The organism is Hirschia litorea (assembly GCF_042665075.1).
GTDB lineage: Bacteria > Pseudomonadota > Alphaproteobacteria > Caulobacterales > Hyphomonadaceae > Hirschia > Hirschia litorea.
Genome location: NZ_JBHTBR010000002.1, coordinates 1,029,725 through 1,050,117 on the forward strand (window position 1 = coordinate 1,029,725; position 20,393 = coordinate 1,050,117).

The following is a 20,393-nucleotide window of genomic DNA, read 5'->3' on the forward strand; positions in this document are numbered from 1 at the left end:
TTGTATAAACGCCCGCTTTCGTCATATTAACCAATACGCACATCACACAAAACAACTCTAAGTATAGACAAATAAACGGAAATGACTGCCATGGACATTGAATATTCAGAACTTCACTCAAAAGTCGGGCAGGAAATCGGAACTTCAGAGTGGATTGAAATCACTCAAGAACGTATCAATAAATTTGCTGAAGCCACTGATGACCATCAGTGGATTCACGTTGATGTTGAACGGGCAAACGCCGAAATAGGCGGTCCAATTGCACATGGCTATTTGCTCATGTCACTACTTCCAGTTTTATTTAATGAATGCCTGACGATACACGGCACATCCCGTATTCTAAACTATGGAAGTGATCGTGTACGCTTCACCAATATGGTTCGAGTTGGCTCACGTGTACGCCTTAAACAAGTTTGCATGACAGTTAAGTCAAACGCTGGCGGCAAGGTCTTGAAAATTAAAAACACACTCGAGATTGAAGGGGAAAAACGCCCTGCTCTCGTCGCTGAAACGCTACAAATAGTCTATGGAAAGCTTGAAGGATAAGATAAAAGCGCCACATATTGCGTATACGATTTAGAAAAACGCGCATTGGAATATATGCGCAAGAATCAGGAAAGTGCGTCCATTATGAGTAAGCTGCCTCCAATTGAGAAAAAAGACGCTGAGTGGAAAGCCGAACTAACACCTGAGCAATATCACATCGCGCGCAATGAAGGCACTGAACGTGCATTTACCAGCCCACTCAATAATGAGAAGCGTAAGGGTGAATATCACTGCATAGGCTGTCAAACTGTCTTATGGTCATCTGATCACAAATATGATTCAGGCTCAGGATGGCCAAGTTTTTTTCAACCCGCTTCTGATGGTGTAGTAGAGGTCAAAACGGATTACAAACTTGCATCTGCACGCACAGAAGTTCACTGCGCAAGCTGTGGTGCACACATGGGGCACGTCTTTGAAGATGGACCAGCGCCAACAGGTTTGCGTTACTGTATAAATGGCAGTGTCTTACAATTTGAACCTGAAGAAGAATAATTAAACTGCCTGATATTCTATCAATTTCAAACCAGCATTCACGCGATTTGCTAAAAGTAAAACAGACTCACATTTCAGCATGAAATCACTTTAACTAAACGCAATAATGGTCCACCATCCCTTCAAAACAACCATTCGGGGAAATGAAATTATGGTACGGACACTTCTTGCAGCAACATCTTTGTTTGCGTTGGCAAATTGTACATCACTTGCGCCAACACCGGACATTGAGACAAATGCTGATAATACCACATCAACATCAGAAATAATGAGCGCTTCCTCCATGGTTGACCCAACTCCCCCTATCGCTAAACGCGTTGAGAAAATCACTGAACAAGTCGGCCGGACACGCAATGATCCATATGCTTGGATCCGCGATGATAACTGGCAAGAGGTCATGCAAGACCCCAGCATCTTAAAACAAGACATTCGCGATTATCTGGAAGCTGAAAACGCATATACCAAAGAGGTGCTCGAAACACCTACGGAAGCGCTTCAAACTGAATTGTTTGATGAAATGAAGGGCCGCATTAAAGAGGATGATTCCTCAGTGCCCGCGATTGATGGTGAATGGGCCTATTACCGCAAATTCCGTGAAGGCGGTGAATACCCTGTTTATGCGCGCAAACCCGCAGCCAGCGCATTTAACGATGCTAGCGATGCAGAAGAAGTCATTTTACTAGACGGCGACGCGATGGGCGAAGGCCAAGAATATTTCCACTTTGGTCAGGTGTCGCATAGCCCAGATCACAGCAAGATCGCCTACACTGTCGACGATAAAGGATCTGAATTTTACACGCTACGGATCAAAGATCTAAATACCGGCGAACACATCGATACAGTGATTGAGAACACATATGGTGCTTTCACTTGGGCTGCTGCTTCCAATGCTGTGTATTGGATTAATCGCAACGATAATAACCGTCCTGAAAAAATCTTCTTCCGCAAGCTTGGAGAGACGACGGATTCGCTGGTTTTCCATGAGCAAGATACAGGTTATTTCCTCGGCATTGAGCGCAGCCAGTCAGATAAGTTTATCTTCATTCGTACCGGCAACCACACAACAAGCGAATACCATTACATACGCGCTGACTCCGATAATCCTACCAAATTACACACAATCGCCCCACGCGAAGACGGTATCGAATATGAAGTCGTAGATTATGACGGCCAGTTTTATATTAAAACCAATGCTGATGGTGCTGTAGACTTTAAAGTCATGTCTGCCCCTTATGATTCAACTGATCGTGCAGACTGGAAGGAAGTTATTGCTCACCAACCAGGCACGCTAATCAATGATGTAAGCGCACTAAAAGACTGGCTTGTGATTGAAGAGCGCAAAAATGCTTTGCCACAGCTTTCGATTACATCTCGTAAAACGGGCGAAACACACGATATCGCTTTTGACGAAGCTGCATATGATATTTCAGCAAGCACGGGTTATGAATACGACACCGATACAATTCGTCTATATTATGCATCGCCCACAACGCCAGACCAGACCCATGATTACAACATGGCGACACGGCAAAAAACGCTACTGAAAACACGTGAAATTCCATCTGGACACAATCCAGAAGATTATGTGGTGGACCGCGTGATGGCTCCAGCTCATGATGGCGAACTTATTCCTGTAACCGTACTACGCCATAAAGACACGCCAATGGATGGCTCAGCACCGATGCTACTGTATGGGTATGGATCATATGGGATTACAATTTCAGCAGACTTCCGCACTGGCCGCCTATCGCTAGTAGATCGCGGATTTGTATATGCCATGGCGCATATCCGAGGCTCTCAAGCAAAAGGATATCAATGGTATCTCGATGGAAAACTCGAAAAGAAAACGAACACTTTCAAAGACTTCTTATCGGCTGGACACTATCTCATTGACCAAAAATACACTTCCAAAGGTCAAATCGTTGGTATGGGCGGATCAGCGGGCGGTCTATTGATGGGAGCTGTGTCGAACATGGAACCGGAAATGTTTGCAGGTATTATTGCAGCGGTTCCGTTTGTAGATGTGGTCAATACTATGTCAGATACTGAACTACCTTTGACGCCTCCTGAGTGGCCTGAATGGGGTAACCCACTTGAAAGCGCAGAAGACTATGATCAAATTCTAGAATACTCCCCTTATGATAATGTTGGCGACAAACCCTACCCGCCAATGTTAATCACGGGGGGCTTAACAGATCCGCGCGTTACCTATTGGGAACCTGCCAAATGGGCAGCGATCTTACGTCATGAAGCACCTAAGGCAGGCCCCTATTTCCTTCGCATTAATATGGGAGCTGGGCATGGTGGCGCATCTGGTCGATTTGAAGGCTTAAAAGAAACAGCAATTGAATATTCATTTGCACTTGCTGCGGTGGGTAAAGCTGGCGACACGCTTGATCTATCTGCCAAAGAGACTTCAAACTAAAGCATCACAACATCCATTTAATAAAAAAGCTGGTGACATAACGTCATCAGCTTTTTTTGTGTTGTGTTAGATTTTCATGTCCAGCCCGCAATCCTTAAAGCACCCAAATCCCGAACAGATTACATGATGCCGTCGTAATTTTATTGCCGACCGACACACCCGCAAAACTACTAATCACGGCTGTTAAGTTCATGCAGCCTAGCATTGAATAATGCTTCATTACTCCACAGTATTGATGCTGTTACACACGCCTCTGTTTAGCGCATTCACGCACGTAAACACAAAAAAAGGGCCGGGAAAACAATATGTTTCCCAGCCCCTTCATATACTCTCAACTTGTGTCGTGAGGCTTAAAACAACCTCACATTCAAGCCTTATGCGTCGTCAGTTTCTTCAGTCGCTTCATCACCTTCTTTTGGCAATGGGTTGCCTTCTGGGTCTTCACCCAATTTTGCAGCAACTTCAGCGATTTCAGCGTCAACTGTTTTACAGTTATCAGCTGCTTCACCACCAAGAACCTCAGTTAGCTTACAAGCTTTCTTACGGTTTTTCAGCTCATCCAACTCAACGCGGATATCAAATGTAGCAAGCGCCCTCTTGGTCTCATCTTCAGAGTTCATGAAGTCCAACCAACCACGTCCACCACGGTCACCCATAGCTGCCGCTTTGTTGAAAGCTGCACGCGCTGCTGCACGGTCACCAGCTTTGTGCTGAATCTGACCAATTAGAACCCATGCAAAACCTGGTTCTTTCATGCCACCTTTATCAAGTGCCAAACGAAGGTTTTTCTCAGCTTCTTCATTCTTACCCATTTCAAAGTAAGAACGACCAAGGCGCTCATATGACTTACCGCTATTTGTTTGTTTAGCCAGCTTTTGGATAACTGGGATAGCGCGGTCATACTCGCGGGCAACTTGGTAGAGGTTTGCAAGTGTATCTAGCTTTTCAGCAGTCACTTCGATACGGCCTGCATTCATCTCTTTTTCCATCACCTTCGCAGCTTCAAAAGGTGAGTTAAACGAGTTGTAGAAGTTCACTACGCGCATAATTTCATTTTCAGTTTTCAAAAAGCCTGCAAGATACATAGCTTTTACAACTTCAAACGCTTTGTGGTCCTTCTCTTCTTCATAATAAAGAGAAGACATCACTTCATAGTATTTTTTATCACTTGCGAAAGCTGGAATAACTTTATTCATAAGGAAGTCAGCAAGTTTCGCTTTTTGCCCAGTCTCGTTGTAGAGATAAACCGCAAAGTCAATTGCTTGTTTGTTTGGGTTTGGGTCTTGGCGCAACATAGCTTCTAGGAAGTAGATTGCTTTCGTGTTGTTACCTAATTGTTGGTACAATGTCGCAAGCTGCATGTTTTGGGATTTGTTTGGCTTTGCACCCGCAGCGATCCACTCTTCAAGCTTGGCAACCGCACTCTTATTGTCGTCTGTTTGAAGGTAAAGCTGCGCAATATTGTATAGCGTTTCAATACGGTTTTCACCCGTAAAGGTTGGCAAAGCTTCTTCAAGGTCACGAATAGCAGCAGGATAGTTACCCGCTTTCACATTGATACCTGCGGACAAACGGATAACCGCTGAACGCTCGTAACAATTAAGCTCCATGCTTTTCAGTTTAGCGACCAATTGTGTTGCTGTCTGAAGCTGACCTTCTGTGAGGTAAGCGTTCTCAGCATCCAAGTATACGCCACCCGCTTTCGCTGTGAATTGTGTATCCTCACAACCGGCAGTTTGCGCTGAAGCGATTGGTGCCATTACAGCCATAGCCATTGCCACGGCGGCTCCGCATGTCAGATTTCTCAAACGCATCGTTTTCCTCCAAACGATCAGACGTAAATTTACATTTACACCATCAAATTTAATTCAAAGCGTCCCTAAATGACCTTATGTCAAAGGCGTACGCCCGTGGCTTATTCCCTACCTAGTCAGTGCAACATCTCAATGTGTTTCTACTCACTAGTTTATGCGGGTATGAATGTCAGCGACTGCTTTCAAACGACCCTAAATTGCTTCGAAACGATAACGATACATATATCCAAAGGTTTCAAACCAATTTTGAAATATCTTTTTGTTCCCGCCTCAGCTTTGAGAGGCAATAGAACTATCGATTGGGCGAGCAACACTCACATAGTCGCAAAACCGATTTTAAATCTTCCGTGCGCAGAATTTAGCAAACGCTGCGCACGGATAATAATTTACTCTTCCATCTTCAATTCAAATGGATAGACAACACCTTTACGACCAACAGCCTTACCTTTCACAATCTTAGGCGCAAACTCTGTTGCTCCCACAGCTTGTGCAGCGGCTTTTTCGTACTGGCTCACATTACATGATGCGACAACATTGTAAGGCTTACCTTGCAGATCCACGTCCAAAGACACTTCACACAGGGCAGACTTACCAATGCGCTGCATTGCACGCAAAATAGGTCCAGTATTTGGCGGACGAATAGGCTGAGCATCACGGTCGCTCACGGAAACAGCACCAAGGTTGATACCAGTTACGCGTTCGAACTTCACCTCAGTAGGTGCCGCACCTGAAATGTTTGCTTTAGGCAAATCAATGTTTTGCTTTGTAGCAGCCATTTTTGGTGGCGGAGGTGGTTTAGCAGCTTTATCCAGCTTTTTCGGTGCCTTACGGCTCGAGCGGATCTGCTCAACCGTCGCCTTCTCCGCAAAAATATTACGAAGACTACGCTGGTCTTGCTTCACACATTTGCCTGTCGCAGGGCTCATGACAGCACCTGGCGGACAAATCTCGTTAATGCGGATAAGGTTTTCCATCAACAAAAATAGTGCCACTGACAATATTGCTGCTAATGGGATACCGATACCGAAACGCACGATTGGATTAGAAAACATCTTATTCTTCTCCTAACTCTGAGGTTCAGTTGAGATGTTAATTTTCTTAACACCAGCATTGACCATGTTACCCTGCAGTTCCAGCAAAACACCGTTTGTGCTCTGGCCATCCACTTGGATCATAGCCTCACCGCCTGGGTTGTCTTCTACCATTTCTTGCATAGTAGCATAAACTTCCCGCATTTTCACGGCTTTTCTATTAATCCAAATTTCATCGTCAGATGTGAGAGCAACCATGATGGGCGAATTGATAGGGCCAACCTTTTTAAGATCGACCTTCTCAACTGTAGCACCAGGCGTTTTCACGAAGGTTGCTGTCACAATGAAAAAGATCAAAAGGATAAACACAACGTCCAACATTGGCGTCAAGTCTACTTCTGCATCCTCTTCCGGCGCGATACGACTTTCTCTAGACATCAGATAATCCTCCTATCACTGCTCTGAACCAACAAGCGCAACGTTCTCGATATTGGCAAGTCTTGCCTCATCAACAACTTTAAGCGCGTATAGGTTTTTCGCATCTGGGTGAACTTGAACCACAACACTAATATCAGGGAATTCAGCTTTACGACGTTCAATATTTGCACGCACAGCAGAGATATCGGTTATACGACCGTCTACCTGAATAAAGTTGCTTCCATCGACATAGATGTTCACAGCTTTCTGCAAGGGCTGATTTTCCTGCGGAGGTGATGGTGGAGGTGGCGTTAAGTCCATCCCCTGCTCACTCAAGAAAGTAGATGTCACGATAAAGAAGATCAGAAGAATGAACACAACATCCAACATTGGTGTCATGTCAACTTCAGCTTCATCCATTACCTTTTTACGTCTACGCATTTCGGTGAATCTCCATTTGGTCTTCGACCTTAGCAACTTCGCGACGAACCTTACGGTCAAGGTCCATTGTGAAGAGCAAGCCAGAGATTGAAATTACCATACCTGCCATCGTTGGAATTGTCGCACGCGACACCCCAGCAGACATAGCACGCGCATCCGAAGATCCAGTGATCGCCATTAAGTCAAAAACGTTCACCATACCTGTAACCGTTCCCAAAAGTCCAAGCATCGGAGCCAAAGCCACAACAGCTTTTAGAATGGTCACATTTGCTTGCGCTTTTTGGCGCACTTCAGATACCAGTTTGTTCTTTACCCAATGAGCATATTTAGATGAGTGATCCTTACGGCTATCCCACTTTTCAAGCGCATTAGTCACAACGTCTTTATGTGAAAGACGGAAGTAAAAAACGCGCTCAATGATAAGAGCCCACATCACAAAGGCTGCGCCCATAATGATGAATAGAACCGGTCCACCTCTATCCAAGAAGCCATTGAGGCTGTCTGGGAAAAATGGCATTTTAACCTCCCTTTCCTATGAAAAAGGGGTAGAACCCGGGATTATACCCGGGCACCGCCCTTTTGCTCTGCACGCTCTGCAACCATACCAGCTGCTTGCTCTTCCAGAACTTGCTGGACGCCTTTAGCTTGAGTTGAGACAACTGCGTGGAGAAGGATAAGAGGAATAGCAGCCACAAGACCTTCAACTGTTGTTACAAGTGCTTGTGAGATACCATCAGCCATAGTTTTCGGGTCACCAGTACCTACCAGAGTAATCTGTGTAAATGTACGGATCATACCTACAACTGTACCCAAAAGACCCATCATCGGAGACACAGCAGCCAACACTTTAATCAGGTTGATAAAGCTGTCGATTTTTGGAGTCTCTTTAAGGATGGCTTCGTCTAGGCGAAGTTCTAGAGCTTCTACATCATCTTGGCTTGAATCTTCATAAGCTTGGAAGATACGTGCCAATGGGTTGCCGTTACCAGCTTGCTTAGTTTGAGCTGTTTTCTTAACAGCACCGCTCATTAGAGTAAGCGTCACTAGCTTGTAACCACCAAGAAGTAGACCGAAAGCCAAGAGGCTTAGAACCACATAACCTGGTAGACCACCTTGTTTAATACGGTCACCAAGGCTTGGCATGTTAGCCAATAGGCCCAGCAAGTCACCTTGTGATGGGTCAACTGGTGCTTCAACCAATTTACCTTCAGGTGCATTCACAAGAGCAGACGCAGATGACATAAGTTTGCCGCCTGGTTGAGTTGCGAAAGGAATAAATTCACCAGACTTAAGTTCTAGGAATTCTGGGCTTGAAGATGCAGTGAAAGCAGTAAACGGACCAATGCGGAAAACATCCACCGGCTCGTTGTTGTTTACGTTAGCAACTTTAGCTTGGAAAGTTTTCACTTCGCCTTGGCCAACCATTTCGCGCAACATAGCTTTCCATAGAAGGTCAAGCTCTGGACGTGTTGGAAGTGTGCTTGCTTGAGAAATCTCTGCAAGACCTTCAGCACGGCCTGTATACTCTTGTGAAATGATTGAACGACGCAATAGCGGGTCAATCTCACCAGCAGCAGTACGGAACTGACCAAGAAGCTCAGAGAAGTCCCCTGCTTTTTCTTGTAGTTCAGCTTGAAGGCCAGAAAGAACAGCTTCGTTTTCGTTGAATTTGTTTGCAAGAGCCTGACCAGCAGCCTCTTCCGCACGTACTTCAGAACGCGCTGCAGCCAATTGGGCAGCTTGTTGATCACGGGCAGATTTAAATTCGTTCAAACGTTTTGCGTTTTCAGCGTTGAGTTCACTTGAATCTTTTTTGATTGCTTGAACAACATCAGCCAAAGTTTGAGCAGATGCGACACCTGCTGTCGATGTCATAAGAACGGCTGCAGCAGCCATTGCTTTGATCGAAAAATTAATCGGTTTCATATCAGTAATTCTCACTTTCGACGTTACTGAGCAGACAATTTGACGACCGGAGCCATCATGATTGCTGGTGTTGCAACTTTGTCAGCGATACGAATGCCTTTAAGCACTTCAGTCTTGTAGCTAGCTGGCAGGTCAACCCACTGATTTGTGTCACGATCCCAACGACCGAGTTGGTTGCGGTCTTTTGTGATGTAAACAAGAGCAACACGTCCGTAACGGAACACATCAACTGTTTTTACAGAACCGTCATTCAATGTGACTTCGTCTGTGTAAGTTGCGATTGTGCGACCATATTCCATTTCGCTTTGGAAAGCTTGGATGATCAAACGGTAACGCTCTGCAGGAGATACATCTCCACGAGCCATTACTTCATCAAGTTTTTCGTAGCGGTCTGCACGTACATCAAAACCAGAATCTGTTTTGTCTTTGAACGGCAAGTCTGCAGCACGGAAAGTTTTAAGAGCAGAGATCATGTCTTGCATCATCGGCACCATTTGCGCCTTGATTTCTTCTACACGACCAAGTTGCTCAGCCAAACTGACAAGCTCGTTTTCTTGGGACGCAACAACGCGTTCTTGCTGACGCTTATAAAGCGCAGCCGCATCTTTTTGCTGCAACAAGGTACGGAATTCGCGAACCATGTCAGAACGTTCATCATCAAGCTGGTTGATGCGCTCTTGAGTTTGCTCTGCTGTACGTGTTGCTTTTTCACCAACGCTGATAGCATCAGTCAAGTTTGCTTGTGCAAAAGCCGGTGTCGCAACAGACGCCAAAATTGACGCCATAAATGCTGCACGCACCGGTTTGATAAACCGTTTCATGTCTTGCCTCTCAACTCCCCGACGCGAAGATGCACTATGCGCTCTCCGCTCGAAAACTTAACTCTATTTATGGGGTAACACGCGCTTCCCCACATTCTTAAACGTCAGTGCTTGCTGTTATGCACCACGCCCAATGAATACTTTTTAGTTTCCGACGATCTGAAATGAAAATCACCAAATCCACCGTAACCGGAGCATATTAACCTATGCTCTTCTAGTTCTCCCTTACATCTCCCCCCCTTGGGGAAGCTGTATACCGAATGCGACCATATGCGACAATATTCGCCTAGACGCAACAGAACGCTAACAACAAGTAAACGCAACGATCAATATATCTTATACACTACTCACTGTTTTTTTATCCAAAACAACATAAAAACACACCAAAACACGCCTTTTATTGCATCAAGCTGTCTAGTGTTGGCGTTTTTTCGTCGATGAAACCAACAATTTCATCGAAATTTCACCTTGTAATTTTTTTAACTTTTTTACCAACTCTATGCAAAATCACATATTTCCTGTGCATATTTGATTCCCCAACAGCCTAATTCTCGCCCCAAATCAACGATAGAAATCGACCTTGCATCGATCTGACTACCTGCATTTTCATCGCTATATAGCAGTAACATGTCGCCTATGTGTCAGTTTGAAAATTGGCTCCAATTTCTAAAATTCTTATCTCGCAACGGGTTGGCTTCAATTTTCAAAAGGTTTCAATGCACGCGAGACGCATGCTACGCCTCAAAGATGCAGCAAGAAAATTATATTTGAATTGTTCACTTGATGTGACCACCTATTTAGTAACGAGACAATTAGTCGGGTCGAAAGCGTCGATACCGACTCTATATACTTAAATGCCAGAACATTATTTTCGCGGAGAAAACACATGATATCTTTTGATGACGCTATCCACAAAATCGAGACTATAGCGACACCACTTTCTCCTAAAAAAATACCTTTTGCAGATTGCGCACGCCTCACGCTTGCAGAAGACCTCAACGCAAGATCAAACGCACCGGCCCACAATGTATCGGCAATGGATGGATATGGCGTACGCGACAAAGATCTCTCAGGTCTGAACACATCCCCAAACACCCCTATCCGCCTTCCGATACATAGTGAAAGTTTTGCAGGGTCAGAACCGCAAAAATCTCCCCCTGAAGGCAGTTGTGTTCGCATATTTACGGGTGCCCCCGTTCCAGAAGGCATTGATCGCGTTATCATCCAAGAAAATGTTGAACGTGATGGTGATTTTGCAGTTTTCAAAACACCCCCCTCTCAAAACGACCACATCCGCAAAACAGGAAGTGACTTTCAAGCAGGACAAACACTTCTCACACGTGGCACTCAGCTTAACTGGAAGAGCATGACCACAGCCGCCGCAGCAGATCAGGGAACGCTACTTGTCTATCCGCGCCCGCGTTTGATTGTATTGGCCACAGGTGACGAGTTAATGCCTCCAGGCCAAGCTCACACTAAACTAGGCTCCATTCCTGAAAGTGTATCTTACGGAATTAACACACTTATTGTTGAAAATGGTGCACAAGTTGTAAGATCAGAACGCCTCAATGATGACCCAAGACGATTGGAAAAAGCGGCAAAACTTGCCCTCAGAGAAGCAGACATTATTGTCGTGACCGGAGGCGCATCTGTTGGTGAACGCGACTACGCAAAATCCATGTTCGAAAAATTTGGAATGGAGATGATCTTTTCCAAAGTCGCAATGAAACCGGGCAAACCTGTTTGGTGCGCACGTGTAGGTCATACTATAATCCTTGGTCTCCCCGGTAATCCTAGTTCCGCTCTCGTAACCGCACGCCTTTTCCTAAAACCACTCCTTCTAGGGTTATCTGGTCGCGCTATCAAAGACTGTACAAAAGCCAAAATGATCGAATCGTGTGCTGATATACCCGCCAATGGCGATAGAGAAAACTTTATGCGAGGCTATTTAGAAGACGGTAAAATCAACCTCTTTTCCTTTCAAGATTCCAGTAGCCAACTCACACTCGCAAAAGCTGATATTCTTATCAGACGTCCCCCCAATGCACCTGCGGCTAAAGCGGGCGATAAGCTACCCGTTTATGACTTCTAGTGACGTAGTTGAGGCAACACCACATGCGCACTGCAATCCTCATTCTAGCTGGCGGCGAAGGCGCACGTATTGGTGGCCGCAAGGCAGACAAATTGCTTGCGGGGAGCCGCCTCATTGACCTAACCTTGCAGGCTACCCAGAACTGGAACCTCCCAACAGCCATTCAGCTCGCCTATAAAGATCAGGTCAAACTTGATGGCGTTCCACAAGTGATTGATACGCCCCATATTGATGGGCCATTAGCCGGCCTCATTGCGGGGCTAAAATGGGCTCAAAAGAAGCAATTCGAGGCACTTCTAACACTCCCCTGTGATTGTCCGTTTCTGCCATCTGATTTGTACACCAACTTACGCCAAGCAACTGCAAACACCCCGCATGTCGCAATCGCCTCCAGCAAAGGCCGACTGCACCCGGTATGTGCACTCTGGCAGCCCCATCACTTAAAGATATTAGAGGCCAATGCCGCGACTGGAAAACTTAGCCTTACCCGCTCTGCCATTGAATGCGGTCATATCGAAGTTGAATGGAAAACAGAACCAACCAACAGTTCTGCTGAGTCTCCCCCCAATATTGATCCATTTTTCAATATCAATACGGAACAAGACCTTGCTCAAGCTGAAGCCTATCTAGCATCGCGAGGTTAGATTTTCAGATGGAGGTTGATAGATCAATCGCGCAATATGCGCAGCCTCAGCATTTAATGATGCTGAGAAAATCTACACATGTTCAAGGAAATAAGATCCTTGGCTGGGGCACCAGGATTCGAACCTGGGAATACCGCTACCAAAAAGCGGTGCCTTACCACTTGGCGATGCCCCAACAAAGGAAGGCTGTAGGTAGCTAACCTTAAATTAGAATGCAATAGGTTTTTTGCCACTTATGCAAAAAAATATGCAGATCACGCCATTCCGATGCATTTCTTTAAATTCATCCACAGCTGTTTACGCTTATTTTGCCAGGAAACCTCTCACATTTGTTGAGATTAGTTCTCCATATTCAATTAAAGCGATAAATAACACACATCTGCCCTTTCAATTTGAGTCTGCCATACGTATATTTATCGATAAACGGTATTACTCCATCGAAGCGAAGCTCCACAAGCGACGTTGAATTTAGTATTGGATACACATGAAAACGCTTCTTTTATCATTCGCGGGTGGGCTGCTTGCGCTTATATTATTCTTTATAGCTTTGCCAATTTTCATATTGAGCATGGTTGCAGGCAATTCTTCAGACGAAGCGCCTAAAGGATCATTGATTCTCGTACTAGATATGCGTCAAGAATTCCCCGACCAACCGCCGACTGACGGCCTCGCCGCCCTATTTGGCCAAACAAGCTTCACCGACATCCTTACCAAAATGGATAAGGCCGCGACAGATAAACATGTCAAAGGTGTTTTCATTCGCGCTTCTGAAATGGGCTTTGGATCTTCTCGTGCAGAAGAGATTCGCGAATCAATCAAGAAGCTTCAAGACAATGGAAAATTCGTCATCAGTCACTCGCAAGGCTTTTTCGTAGGCGGTCCATCAGCTTATCGTGCGATTTCAGCCAGTGATGAAATTTGGCTTCAAGATGGATCAGACGTTTCCATCCCTGGTATTTCTTTGGAGACTTTATTCCTGAAAGGTCTATTTGATAAAATCGGTGTAAGTGCTGAGATCGAAGCTTTTCACGAATTTAAAAACTCCCCAAACGTCTACAAAGAAACCGATTTCACAGCCTCGCACGAGCTTGCCATGCGTGAGCTTGCTGAAAGCTTGTGGCAAGAAAGCTTGATAGATATCTCGCAAGACCGCGCAGACAAAATGCCGGACAGTGCCGTCCTTAGAGAGATATTGGAAAACAGCCCCTATTCTGCAGATAAGGCAAAAGAGATCGGCTTGATCGACAATTTAGGCTGGCCGGAAGATGCTGCTCGTCACGCGCGCAGCCTGGGAGATGACGCAGAAATCATCTCGATTGCAGAATATATTCCACCCGCAGCACCTAAATCAGCGCCCAAAATTGCACTCATCGGTGGTGAAGGCCCCATCATGGCGGGCTCGTCAGGTGGCGATGTATTCAATCCAAACGCTGAAACTATTATCGCTTCAGACACTGTGTCTCAGCAAATCTATGATGCGGGTGAAGACGCAGACATCAAAGCCATTGTGTTCCGCGTTGATAGTGGTGGAGGCTCCCCTATAGCATCCGATCAAATCTGGAACGCCATTGAATATGTCCAAGCGACCTATAACAAGCCCGTCGTCGTTTCTATGGGTTCCATGGCAGCTTCAGGCGGATATTACATCGCAATGGGTGCTGACAAGATTTACGCAAACCGCACAACCATTACAGGCTCCATTGGTGTCTATGGTGGTAAATTCGCGGTCGCAGACGGTATGCGCAAAATTGGCGTAACCCCAGCGCGCATTGATGTCGGAGGTGATTTCTCTTCCGTATACACATCCACTGAACGCCTAAGCGACAGCCAACGTGCCACAATGCGCAAAAGCCTCGCCCGCACTTATGACCGCTTCACTCAGCTTGCTGCTGATGGGCGCGGCATGACACAAGCTGAAATGCATGAGATTGCAAAAGGCCGTGTATGGACGGGTGAAGATGCGAAAGAGCGCGGCCTCGTCGATGAATTGGGCGGCTTGCTCGATGCTGTTGAAGGCGCAAAAGAACTCGCAGGAATTGATGCCGATAAAAAGGTCAATCTCGTGTCGATGATCCCAACGACAGACCCAATTCAAGCGATAGGCAGCATGTTGGGCGCATCTGCTCAGAGCATGCGTACGCTCAATCAGATCTCACAAGTCGTCGGTGACGAACGTGTAAGAGCTACACTCATGCAGATCCAAGCCATGGAAAGCCAACCAAACCAAATGGCAATGCCTTTGATCAAGGAATACTAAGCAAAGTCTTTGTTTCTTAAATGCAAAAATAAAAAGGGGACTAGATGATGAAGCCAGTCCCCTTTTCTACGCCTTATCTTCTTCAAAGATAACGCCTATCCCTCGCCACCTTCAGGCGTTGTTTCACGACACATATATCGCGTACGGTGGATACGTTCAGGGTTTGGCTTCCATCCCGTTACATTTGGATTCACCAGATATTGATTGCCCGTATTCCAAAGTGGAATAACTGCAGCATCATCTAAAATCATTTTTTCAGCTTGTTTTAGAATCGCCGAACGCTTTACAGGGTCGCGTTCCATTTGTGACGCTTTTAGCAAAGCATCATACTCTGTGTTCACATACCGCCCATAATTGAGCACACCTGTCGCGCTTTCTAAAAGATATAGATAATTATAGGGATCATTAAAATCCGCCACCCAAGCGGCATCTGATGTTACAAAATCCGCTTGCTGGAGTTGATTATACAAAACCCGCGTTTCTACACGGCGAATATCCGGCTGCACCCATTCAGCTATATCACTCCAATTAGCTTGCAGCACAGGAGCCGCTTTCGGGTTTTCACGCGTTGACCTGAAAAGATATTCAAACTTGAGCGGTTTATCTGGACCAAAACCAGCAGCCTCTAACAACTCTTTTGCTTTCACGAGTCGCTCTGGGCGAGTTAATCCCATCCAGTTAAAATGAGCGCCTTCTGGATAGCCACTCATCCCCTCAGGCACAAACCCATATACGGGCAATTGCCCCGCCCCCATTACTTCCTGCGTAATGTACTCACGATCTATCGCCATGGCTAAAGCTTGGCGCACACGCTGATCGTCAAACGGCTTCACTTGCAGATTTATCGCGACATAATCAGTTGAAAGCCCCGGATACACGCGCACCCAACCAGGCATGGATTTTTCAAGCTCCGCGCGCCGTGCAGACGGAAAAGAGCCATTCATATCAATCTTACCTGTTTGCGCCATGCGGATCACAGCATCATCATCAGAATAGGGATAATAAACCACCTGATTGAAGCACACATTTTGCGCATCAAAAAACGCAGTGTTCTTTTCTGAGCGCATAAAGTCTCCAATGCGCCAATCTGCAAGTTTATAAGCCCCATTTACAACGATATTGGCCGGCTGGGTCCATTTATTGCCATGCGTTTCTATAACGTGTTTGGGCACAGGAAATGACACATAATGCTTCAATACACCTGGCAGATATGGCGCTGGATATTCCAACCGCACCTCTAGCGTTTTAGCGTCAATCGCCTTCACGCCTAACTCTTCCACACCAAGCTTGCCAGCATTCACTTGTTGCGCATTTTTCAGCACATACAATAGAGACGCATACGCCGCACCGCTTGTTTTTGGATCAAGCACACGCCGCCAAGAATAGACAAAATCATCTGCGGTAACAGGCGTGCCGTCAGACCAGTTCGCATCGCGAAGCTTAAAAGTCCACACTAACCCATCATCGCTAATGTCCCAGTCTGCTGCCATCCCGGGAACAGCTTCTGCAATCTCATTTTCAGTGAACAAGCCGATAAACATATCGCCAATGATATCGTTCTCCCACGTACCTTCAGCTTTTTGCGGGTCCATCGTATCTGGCTTTGCAGTTATGCCCCGAAATAGTGTCGTTTCATCTTCACGCGCACCGTCTGAGCCACCGCATGCAGACACACCCAACATAGCCGACATCATTAACGACGCCATCAAGCTTTTCTTAAAAGTCATGAAACCCATTCCTTCAGCTCACTCTTGCCATCTGATGCAATGAAGAATGCTTCAGCACCCATGATTACCAATTTCCACACCCCAAAACGTCTTCATTTTGAACGTGCCAATTCTAAAACAAATCATCGATCACGCGGGTCCATCGCATCGCGCAATCCATCCCCCAAGAAATTCAAGCATAACAATGTCACAACCATCACAGCAGAAGGCGCAATCAATAAATGCAAGTGCGATGTCATATTCGCTCTTCCTTCGGAGATCAGCACACCAAGAGATGTCAAAGGCTCATTCACGCCCAACCCTAGAAACGACAAAAAACTCTCCGCAAGGATCACAATAGGGATAGTGAGTGTCACATAAACAGCCACAGGCCCAAGGAGATTTGGAATCACATGGCGCAACACAATTTTATGAGGCGGCACACCACACGCACGCGCAGCTTCTATAAATTCGCGCCCTTTGATTGCCAAAGTCTGGCCGCGCACAATCCGCGCCATGGTCAACCACTCAACCGCGCCAATCGCCAGAAAGATCAAAAAGATATTTCGGCCAAACACAACATTCAGCAAGATCACAAAAAAGATGAAAGGAATGGCATAGACCACGTCAACAAAACGCATCATCAATTGATCTATCTTGCCGCCGCAATATCCGGCAATCGCGCCCCAACTCACCCCTATAGCAAGACTTACCAACGTCGCAGTCAGCCCCACAGCAAGCGATATACGCAGCCCCACCATAAGGCGAACAGCAACATCGCGCCCCTGATTATCTGTTCCCAATATGTGAAAATTTGACCAGCTCGGTGGCGCAAACGTTCCCGCTTGTGAAATGGCGTCATATTTATGAGGCCAAACCATAGGTCCAAAAATAGCGATTAATATCAATGCACAAAGCACAAAAATAGATATGCGCGCAGCTAAATTTCTAAGGAGTCGATTACGTGCATCATCCCACAATGAGCGCCCTTTAAGCGCCGCTTGATTGAGCATTTGTGTTTTCTCAGAACCCGAAGATACAATCATCAATTATAACTCACTCTTGGGTCTAAGACACCGTAAACAACGTCAGCGATCAAGTTAAAAATCACGATTAATCCTGAATATAAAATCACCACCCCCATCACTAAGGGAAAGTCACGATTAATCGCGCCATCAATAAAATACTGTCCCACTCCCGGCAGCGAAAAAACACGTTCAATTACAACGGAGCCCGTCAATAATCCCGCCGTAGCTGGACCTATATAGGACACAAGCGGTAAAGCGGCAGCGGGCGCAGCATGACGCAATAAAATCGTTAGATCAGACAAGCCTTTAGCTCTTGCAGTCCGCAAATAACTTAGCTGCAAAACCTCAATCATCGAGGCACGCATTAAACGGGAAATGATCGCAATTTGCGGCAAAGCCAACGTCACCACAGGCAAAAACATGTTTGAAAAATTCATTCGTCCAAGATCAAGGCCGCCTGCTGAAAATAGCCCCCACCACACTCCAAAGGCGAGCGATAATATGGGACCGATCACAAAAGTTGGCACCGAAATACCCAACATCGCAAAAGCCATAATGGAATAATCCGTCATAGTATTTTTGCGGATGGCGGCCCCAATACCCAGCGCGGTTCCGATGAAAATTGCCAACACCATTGAGCAAGCGCCAAGCGTTAAACTAACACCAATTCCATCGCCAATAATCTCTGATACAGATTTATCGCTATTGCGCATGGACGGGCCAAGGTCGCCTTGCACCACATTTCCCAAATAATTGCCGTACTGCTCAATTAACGGCTTATCTAAGCCCAAAGCCGCCTTCATATTTGCTTCGACTTCTGGCGCTAATTTGCGATCTGTACTGTAGGGGTTACCCGGCGCTGCCCGCATCAAAAAGAATGCGACAGTAATGATGAGCAACATTGTCGGTATAGCGAGAAACAATCGTCGCAATACATACCCTAACGGTATGGCCGTCACCACACGTTGAAAAATAGAGTTTTGGGGAATGGGTTTGCCCGAAGTCTTTGTTTCTGGGTTATCTTGCATTGTCGTCTGCATGAAAATTTTGCTACGCTATTATTGGTTGGCGACTGCCTTGCTTCTTTGCATTGGGGAGACTATCGCTTTCTGAGTCAAATAGTTCGTTCAAAAATCCACAGTCTTTTGTGGGTGAGCAATAATAAAAGAGGCAATTATGGCTGATATTCGTCGTGTGACCGATTCTTTTGCAGTGGCACCCCAAATCGACATCGATGATTTTTCTTCAATTCAGCGTGAAGGCTTTACGCATATCATCAATAATCGTCCCGATGATGAAACCTTTGGTCAAATGCCAAGCCACACTGCACGCGAAAAAGCGGAAGAATTCAAGCTTGGTTTCACAGCGATTCCAATCGCTGGCCCCAATGACCTCACCGCCTCTGTTGACGCGTTAAATGCAGCTATTGCATCGAGTGAAGGTCCTGTTTTAGCCTATTGCCGCTCCGGAACCCGTTCCATTTCGCTATGGTCACTTGCAAGTGTCAAATCAGGTGCTGAAACGCCCGACACGGCAATCGAGAAAGCAAGAATTGCAGGATACGACCTGTCGCATCTCCAGCCATTAATGCAGCAATATCACAATAGTTAATAATCCTGACACAGAAGTTTTACTTGGCAATGTCAGCATTCTGCCGCATTTCCCATAGCATGAGTATGTGTATTGAGACGTGACTTTCATTTAAAAATAAGACATGAAACTCACGCCCACTCACTTAGTGAGTCAAATTTACTGGTTGGTTGCGTATGAAGAAGAATATTTGGACATCGGATTTTATCGTCGAAGGACCGAATTCGATTCTGGTTAAGAAAACCGGACACCGTATACGTCTCGATTTTCATCTCCTTCATGACATTTTCACTTGGTTTACTTTCTTCTTCTTTGCACAAGCTTGGCGCGTTCAACGTGCACTCTCTGGGCATAAACGCCCTAAGATAGCTTTTGCACCCGATCAACCGCGACCTTGGTATCTTATTTGGCCAGTTTTACACGTTGCCGGCGCACGTATCGTCAAAGAAACCGAAGACGCTGACATTGTGATGCAGTTTGATGATTCAACAGAATCTTCAAAACTAACAACCGTTGCACACGCGCTCGACGCGAAGACAGTCAATTTTGAGTGTACTGACATTTCCAAATCGCGTGTCGCAGAAGCATTTGAGCGCGCAGCCGGTTATGGTCTTGGTGTCGATCCAACTACATTTACAGGCATGATCGTCGATAAATCAGAAATCAACGCTGCGCATGATGGCCGCATTGTCGTTGGTCCCATTCCACGTGAAGAAGGCCGCGCTTATCAACGCTTAGTGGATAATGAAATTCCCGGCGGCCTTGTCGAAGACCTCCGCACTTGCACAGTCAATGGTGAACCTTCCCTCGTCTTTATAAAACGTCGTCCACTTTCACGTCGCTTTTTGAACGAGAACACCGAAGTTTTCATCAAAAACCCTCAAGATGTGTTCTCGGCAGATGAACTTGACGTGATCAGAGCCTTTACAAAGGAAATCAAACTTGACTGGGGCGGCGTTGACGTGCTGCGTGATGCAAAAGATGGACGCATTTATATTGTGGACGCGAACAAGACAGATATGGGCCCGCCAGTCGCTCTGCCATTAGGTCAGAAACTTCGGGCGACTCGCCGTCTTGCACGTGCATTTGCAGAGCAATTTGCGACTAAATAGAACCGACTTTGTCGTGGACTAATGACGAGACAAAAATAACGGAAGAGTCAG

Annotated in this window: 18 protein-coding genes and 1 tRNA gene; 8 read left to right on the forward strand and 11 right to left on the reverse strand. The window is 46.0% G+C overall.

What is annotated here, in order from left to right; all coding sequences use genetic code 11:
* Window positions 1-90: 90 nt before the first annotated feature.
* From ACFQS8_RS04830 to ACFQS8_RS04840, 3 genes are all read left to right on the forward strand, one after another.
* The gene (locus tag ACFQS8_RS04830) at window positions 91-546 is read left to right on the forward strand and encodes a MaoC family dehydratase (RefSeq protein ID WP_382166133.1); all 456 of its coding nucleotides are present in this window, start codon (window positions 91-93) and stop codon (window positions 544-546) included.
* Window positions 547-630: 84 nt separating this feature from the next.
* The gene (msrB, locus tag ACFQS8_RS04835) at window positions 631-1,038 is read left to right on the forward strand and encodes a peptide-methionine (R)-S-oxide reductase MsrB (protein ID WP_382166134.1); all 408 of its coding nucleotides are present in this window, start codon (window positions 631-633) and stop codon (window positions 1,036-1,038) included.
* Window positions 1,039-1,306: 268 nt separating this feature from the next.
* Complete coding sequence (locus ACFQS8_RS04840) at window positions 1,307-3,463, forward strand: S9 family peptidase (RefSeq protein ID WP_382166584.1); 2,157 nt, start codon at window positions 1,307-1,309, stop codon at window positions 3,461-3,463.
* A gap of 374 nt (window positions 3,464-3,837) precedes the next feature.
* On the opposite strand, the gene ACFQS8_RS04845 is transcribed toward ACFQS8_RS04840, so the two are convergent.
* The 7 genes from ACFQS8_RS04845 to ACFQS8_RS04875 form a co-directional block, all read right to left on the reverse strand.
* Window positions 3,838-5,277, reverse strand: coding sequence for a tetratricopeptide repeat protein (locus ACFQS8_RS04845; protein WP_382166136.1), 1,440 nt, complete (start codon window positions 5,275-5,277; stop codon window positions 3,838-3,840).
* A 386-nt stretch (window positions 5,278-5,663) separates the two neighbouring features.
* Complete coding sequence (locus tag ACFQS8_RS04850; RefSeq protein WP_382166137.1) at window positions 5,664-6,329, reverse strand: energy transducer TonB; 666 nt, start codon at window positions 6,327-6,329, stop codon at window positions 5,664-5,666.
* Between the two features lie 12 nt (window positions 6,330-6,341).
* Complete coding sequence (locus ACFQS8_RS04855; RefSeq protein ID WP_382166138.1) at window positions 6,342-6,746, reverse strand: ExbD/TolR family protein; 405 nt, start codon at window positions 6,744-6,746, stop codon at window positions 6,342-6,344.
* A gap of 15 nt (window positions 6,747-6,761) precedes the next feature.
* Window positions 6,762-7,166 (reverse strand): ExbD/TolR family protein, encoded by a 405-nt coding sequence (locus ACFQS8_RS04860; RefSeq protein WP_382166139.1) that lies wholly within the window; start codon window positions 7,164-7,166, stop codon window positions 6,762-6,764.
* On the reverse strand, window positions 7,159-7,683 hold the full coding sequence (locus ACFQS8_RS04865) for a MotA/TolQ/ExbB proton channel family protein (RefSeq protein ID WP_382166140.1): 525 nt from the start codon (window positions 7,681-7,683) through the stop codon (window positions 7,159-7,161). Before ACFQS8_RS04865 ends, ACFQS8_RS04860 begins: the two co-directional genes overlap by 8 nt.
* 41 nt (window positions 7,684-7,724) lie before the next feature.
* Entirely contained in the window at window positions 7,725-9,092 is a 1,368-nt protein-coding gene (locus tag ACFQS8_RS04870; protein WP_382166141.1) for a MotA/TolQ/ExbB proton channel family protein, read from the reverse strand.
* A gap of 23 nt (window positions 9,093-9,115) precedes the next feature.
* A complete protein-coding gene (locus ACFQS8_RS04875) occupies window positions 9,116-9,913 on the reverse strand; it encodes a DUF3450 domain-containing protein (protein ID WP_382166142.1) in 798 nt (265 codons plus the stop codon).
* A gap of 886 nt (window positions 9,914-10,799) precedes the next feature.
* Here ACFQS8_RS04875 and ACFQS8_RS04880 point away from each other — a divergent pair.
* Entirely contained in the window at window positions 10,800-12,005 is a 1,206-nt protein-coding gene (locus ACFQS8_RS04880; protein WP_382166143.1) for a molybdopterin molybdotransferase MoeA, read from the forward strand.
* A 23-nt stretch (window positions 12,006-12,028) separates the two neighbouring features.
* Window positions 12,029-12,649, forward strand: a complete 621-nt coding sequence (gene mobA, locus ACFQS8_RS04885; RefSeq protein ID WP_382166144.1) for a molybdenum cofactor guanylyltransferase — start codon at window positions 12,029-12,031, stop codon at window positions 12,647-12,649.
* Window positions 12,650-12,749: 100 nt separating this feature from the next.
* Here the strand turns inward: mobA and ACFQS8_RS04890 are convergent.
* A tRNA-Gln gene (locus ACFQS8_RS04890) sits at window positions 12,750-12,824 on the reverse strand.
* Between the two features lie 309 nt (window positions 12,825-13,133).
* Here ACFQS8_RS04890 and sppA point away from each other — a divergent pair.
* Complete coding sequence (gene sppA / locus ACFQS8_RS04895; protein ID WP_382166145.1) at window positions 13,134-14,906, forward strand: signal peptide peptidase SppA; 1,773 nt, start codon at window positions 13,134-13,136, stop codon at window positions 14,904-14,906.
* A gap of 95 nt (window positions 14,907-15,001) precedes the next feature.
* Here the strand turns inward: sppA and ACFQS8_RS04900 are convergent, their stop codons facing one another.
* The 3 genes from ACFQS8_RS04900 to ACFQS8_RS04910 form a co-directional block, all read right to left on the reverse strand.
* Window positions 15,002-16,633, reverse strand: coding sequence for a peptide ABC transporter substrate-binding protein (locus tag ACFQS8_RS04900; protein ID WP_382166146.1), 1,632 nt, complete (start codon window positions 16,631-16,633; stop codon window positions 15,002-15,004).
* Between the two features lie 122 nt (window positions 16,634-16,755).
* On the reverse strand, window positions 16,756-17,658 hold the full coding sequence (locus ACFQS8_RS04905; RefSeq protein WP_382166147.1) for an ABC transporter permease: 903 nt from the start codon (window positions 17,656-17,658) through the stop codon (window positions 16,756-16,758).
* Window positions 17,658-18,680, reverse strand: coding sequence for an ABC transporter permease (locus ACFQS8_RS04910; RefSeq protein ID WP_382166148.1), 1,023 nt, complete (start codon window positions 18,678-18,680; stop codon window positions 17,658-17,660). The genes ACFQS8_RS04905 and ACFQS8_RS04910 overlap by 1 nt, the downstream gene beginning before the upstream one ends.
* Before the next feature lie 136 nt (window positions 18,681-18,816).
* Between ACFQS8_RS04910 and ACFQS8_RS04915 the strand changes: the two genes are divergently transcribed.
* A complete protein-coding gene (locus ACFQS8_RS04915) occupies window positions 18,817-19,251 on the forward strand; it encodes a protein tyrosine phosphatase family protein (protein WP_382166149.1) in 435 nt (144 codons plus the stop codon).
* A gap of 155 nt (window positions 19,252-19,406) precedes the next feature.
* Window positions 19,407-20,342 (forward strand): BRCT domain-containing protein, encoded by a 936-nt coding sequence (locus tag ACFQS8_RS04920; protein ID WP_382166150.1) that lies wholly within the window; start codon window positions 19,407-19,409, stop codon window positions 20,340-20,342.
* Window positions 20,343-20,393: the final 51 nt, after the last annotated feature.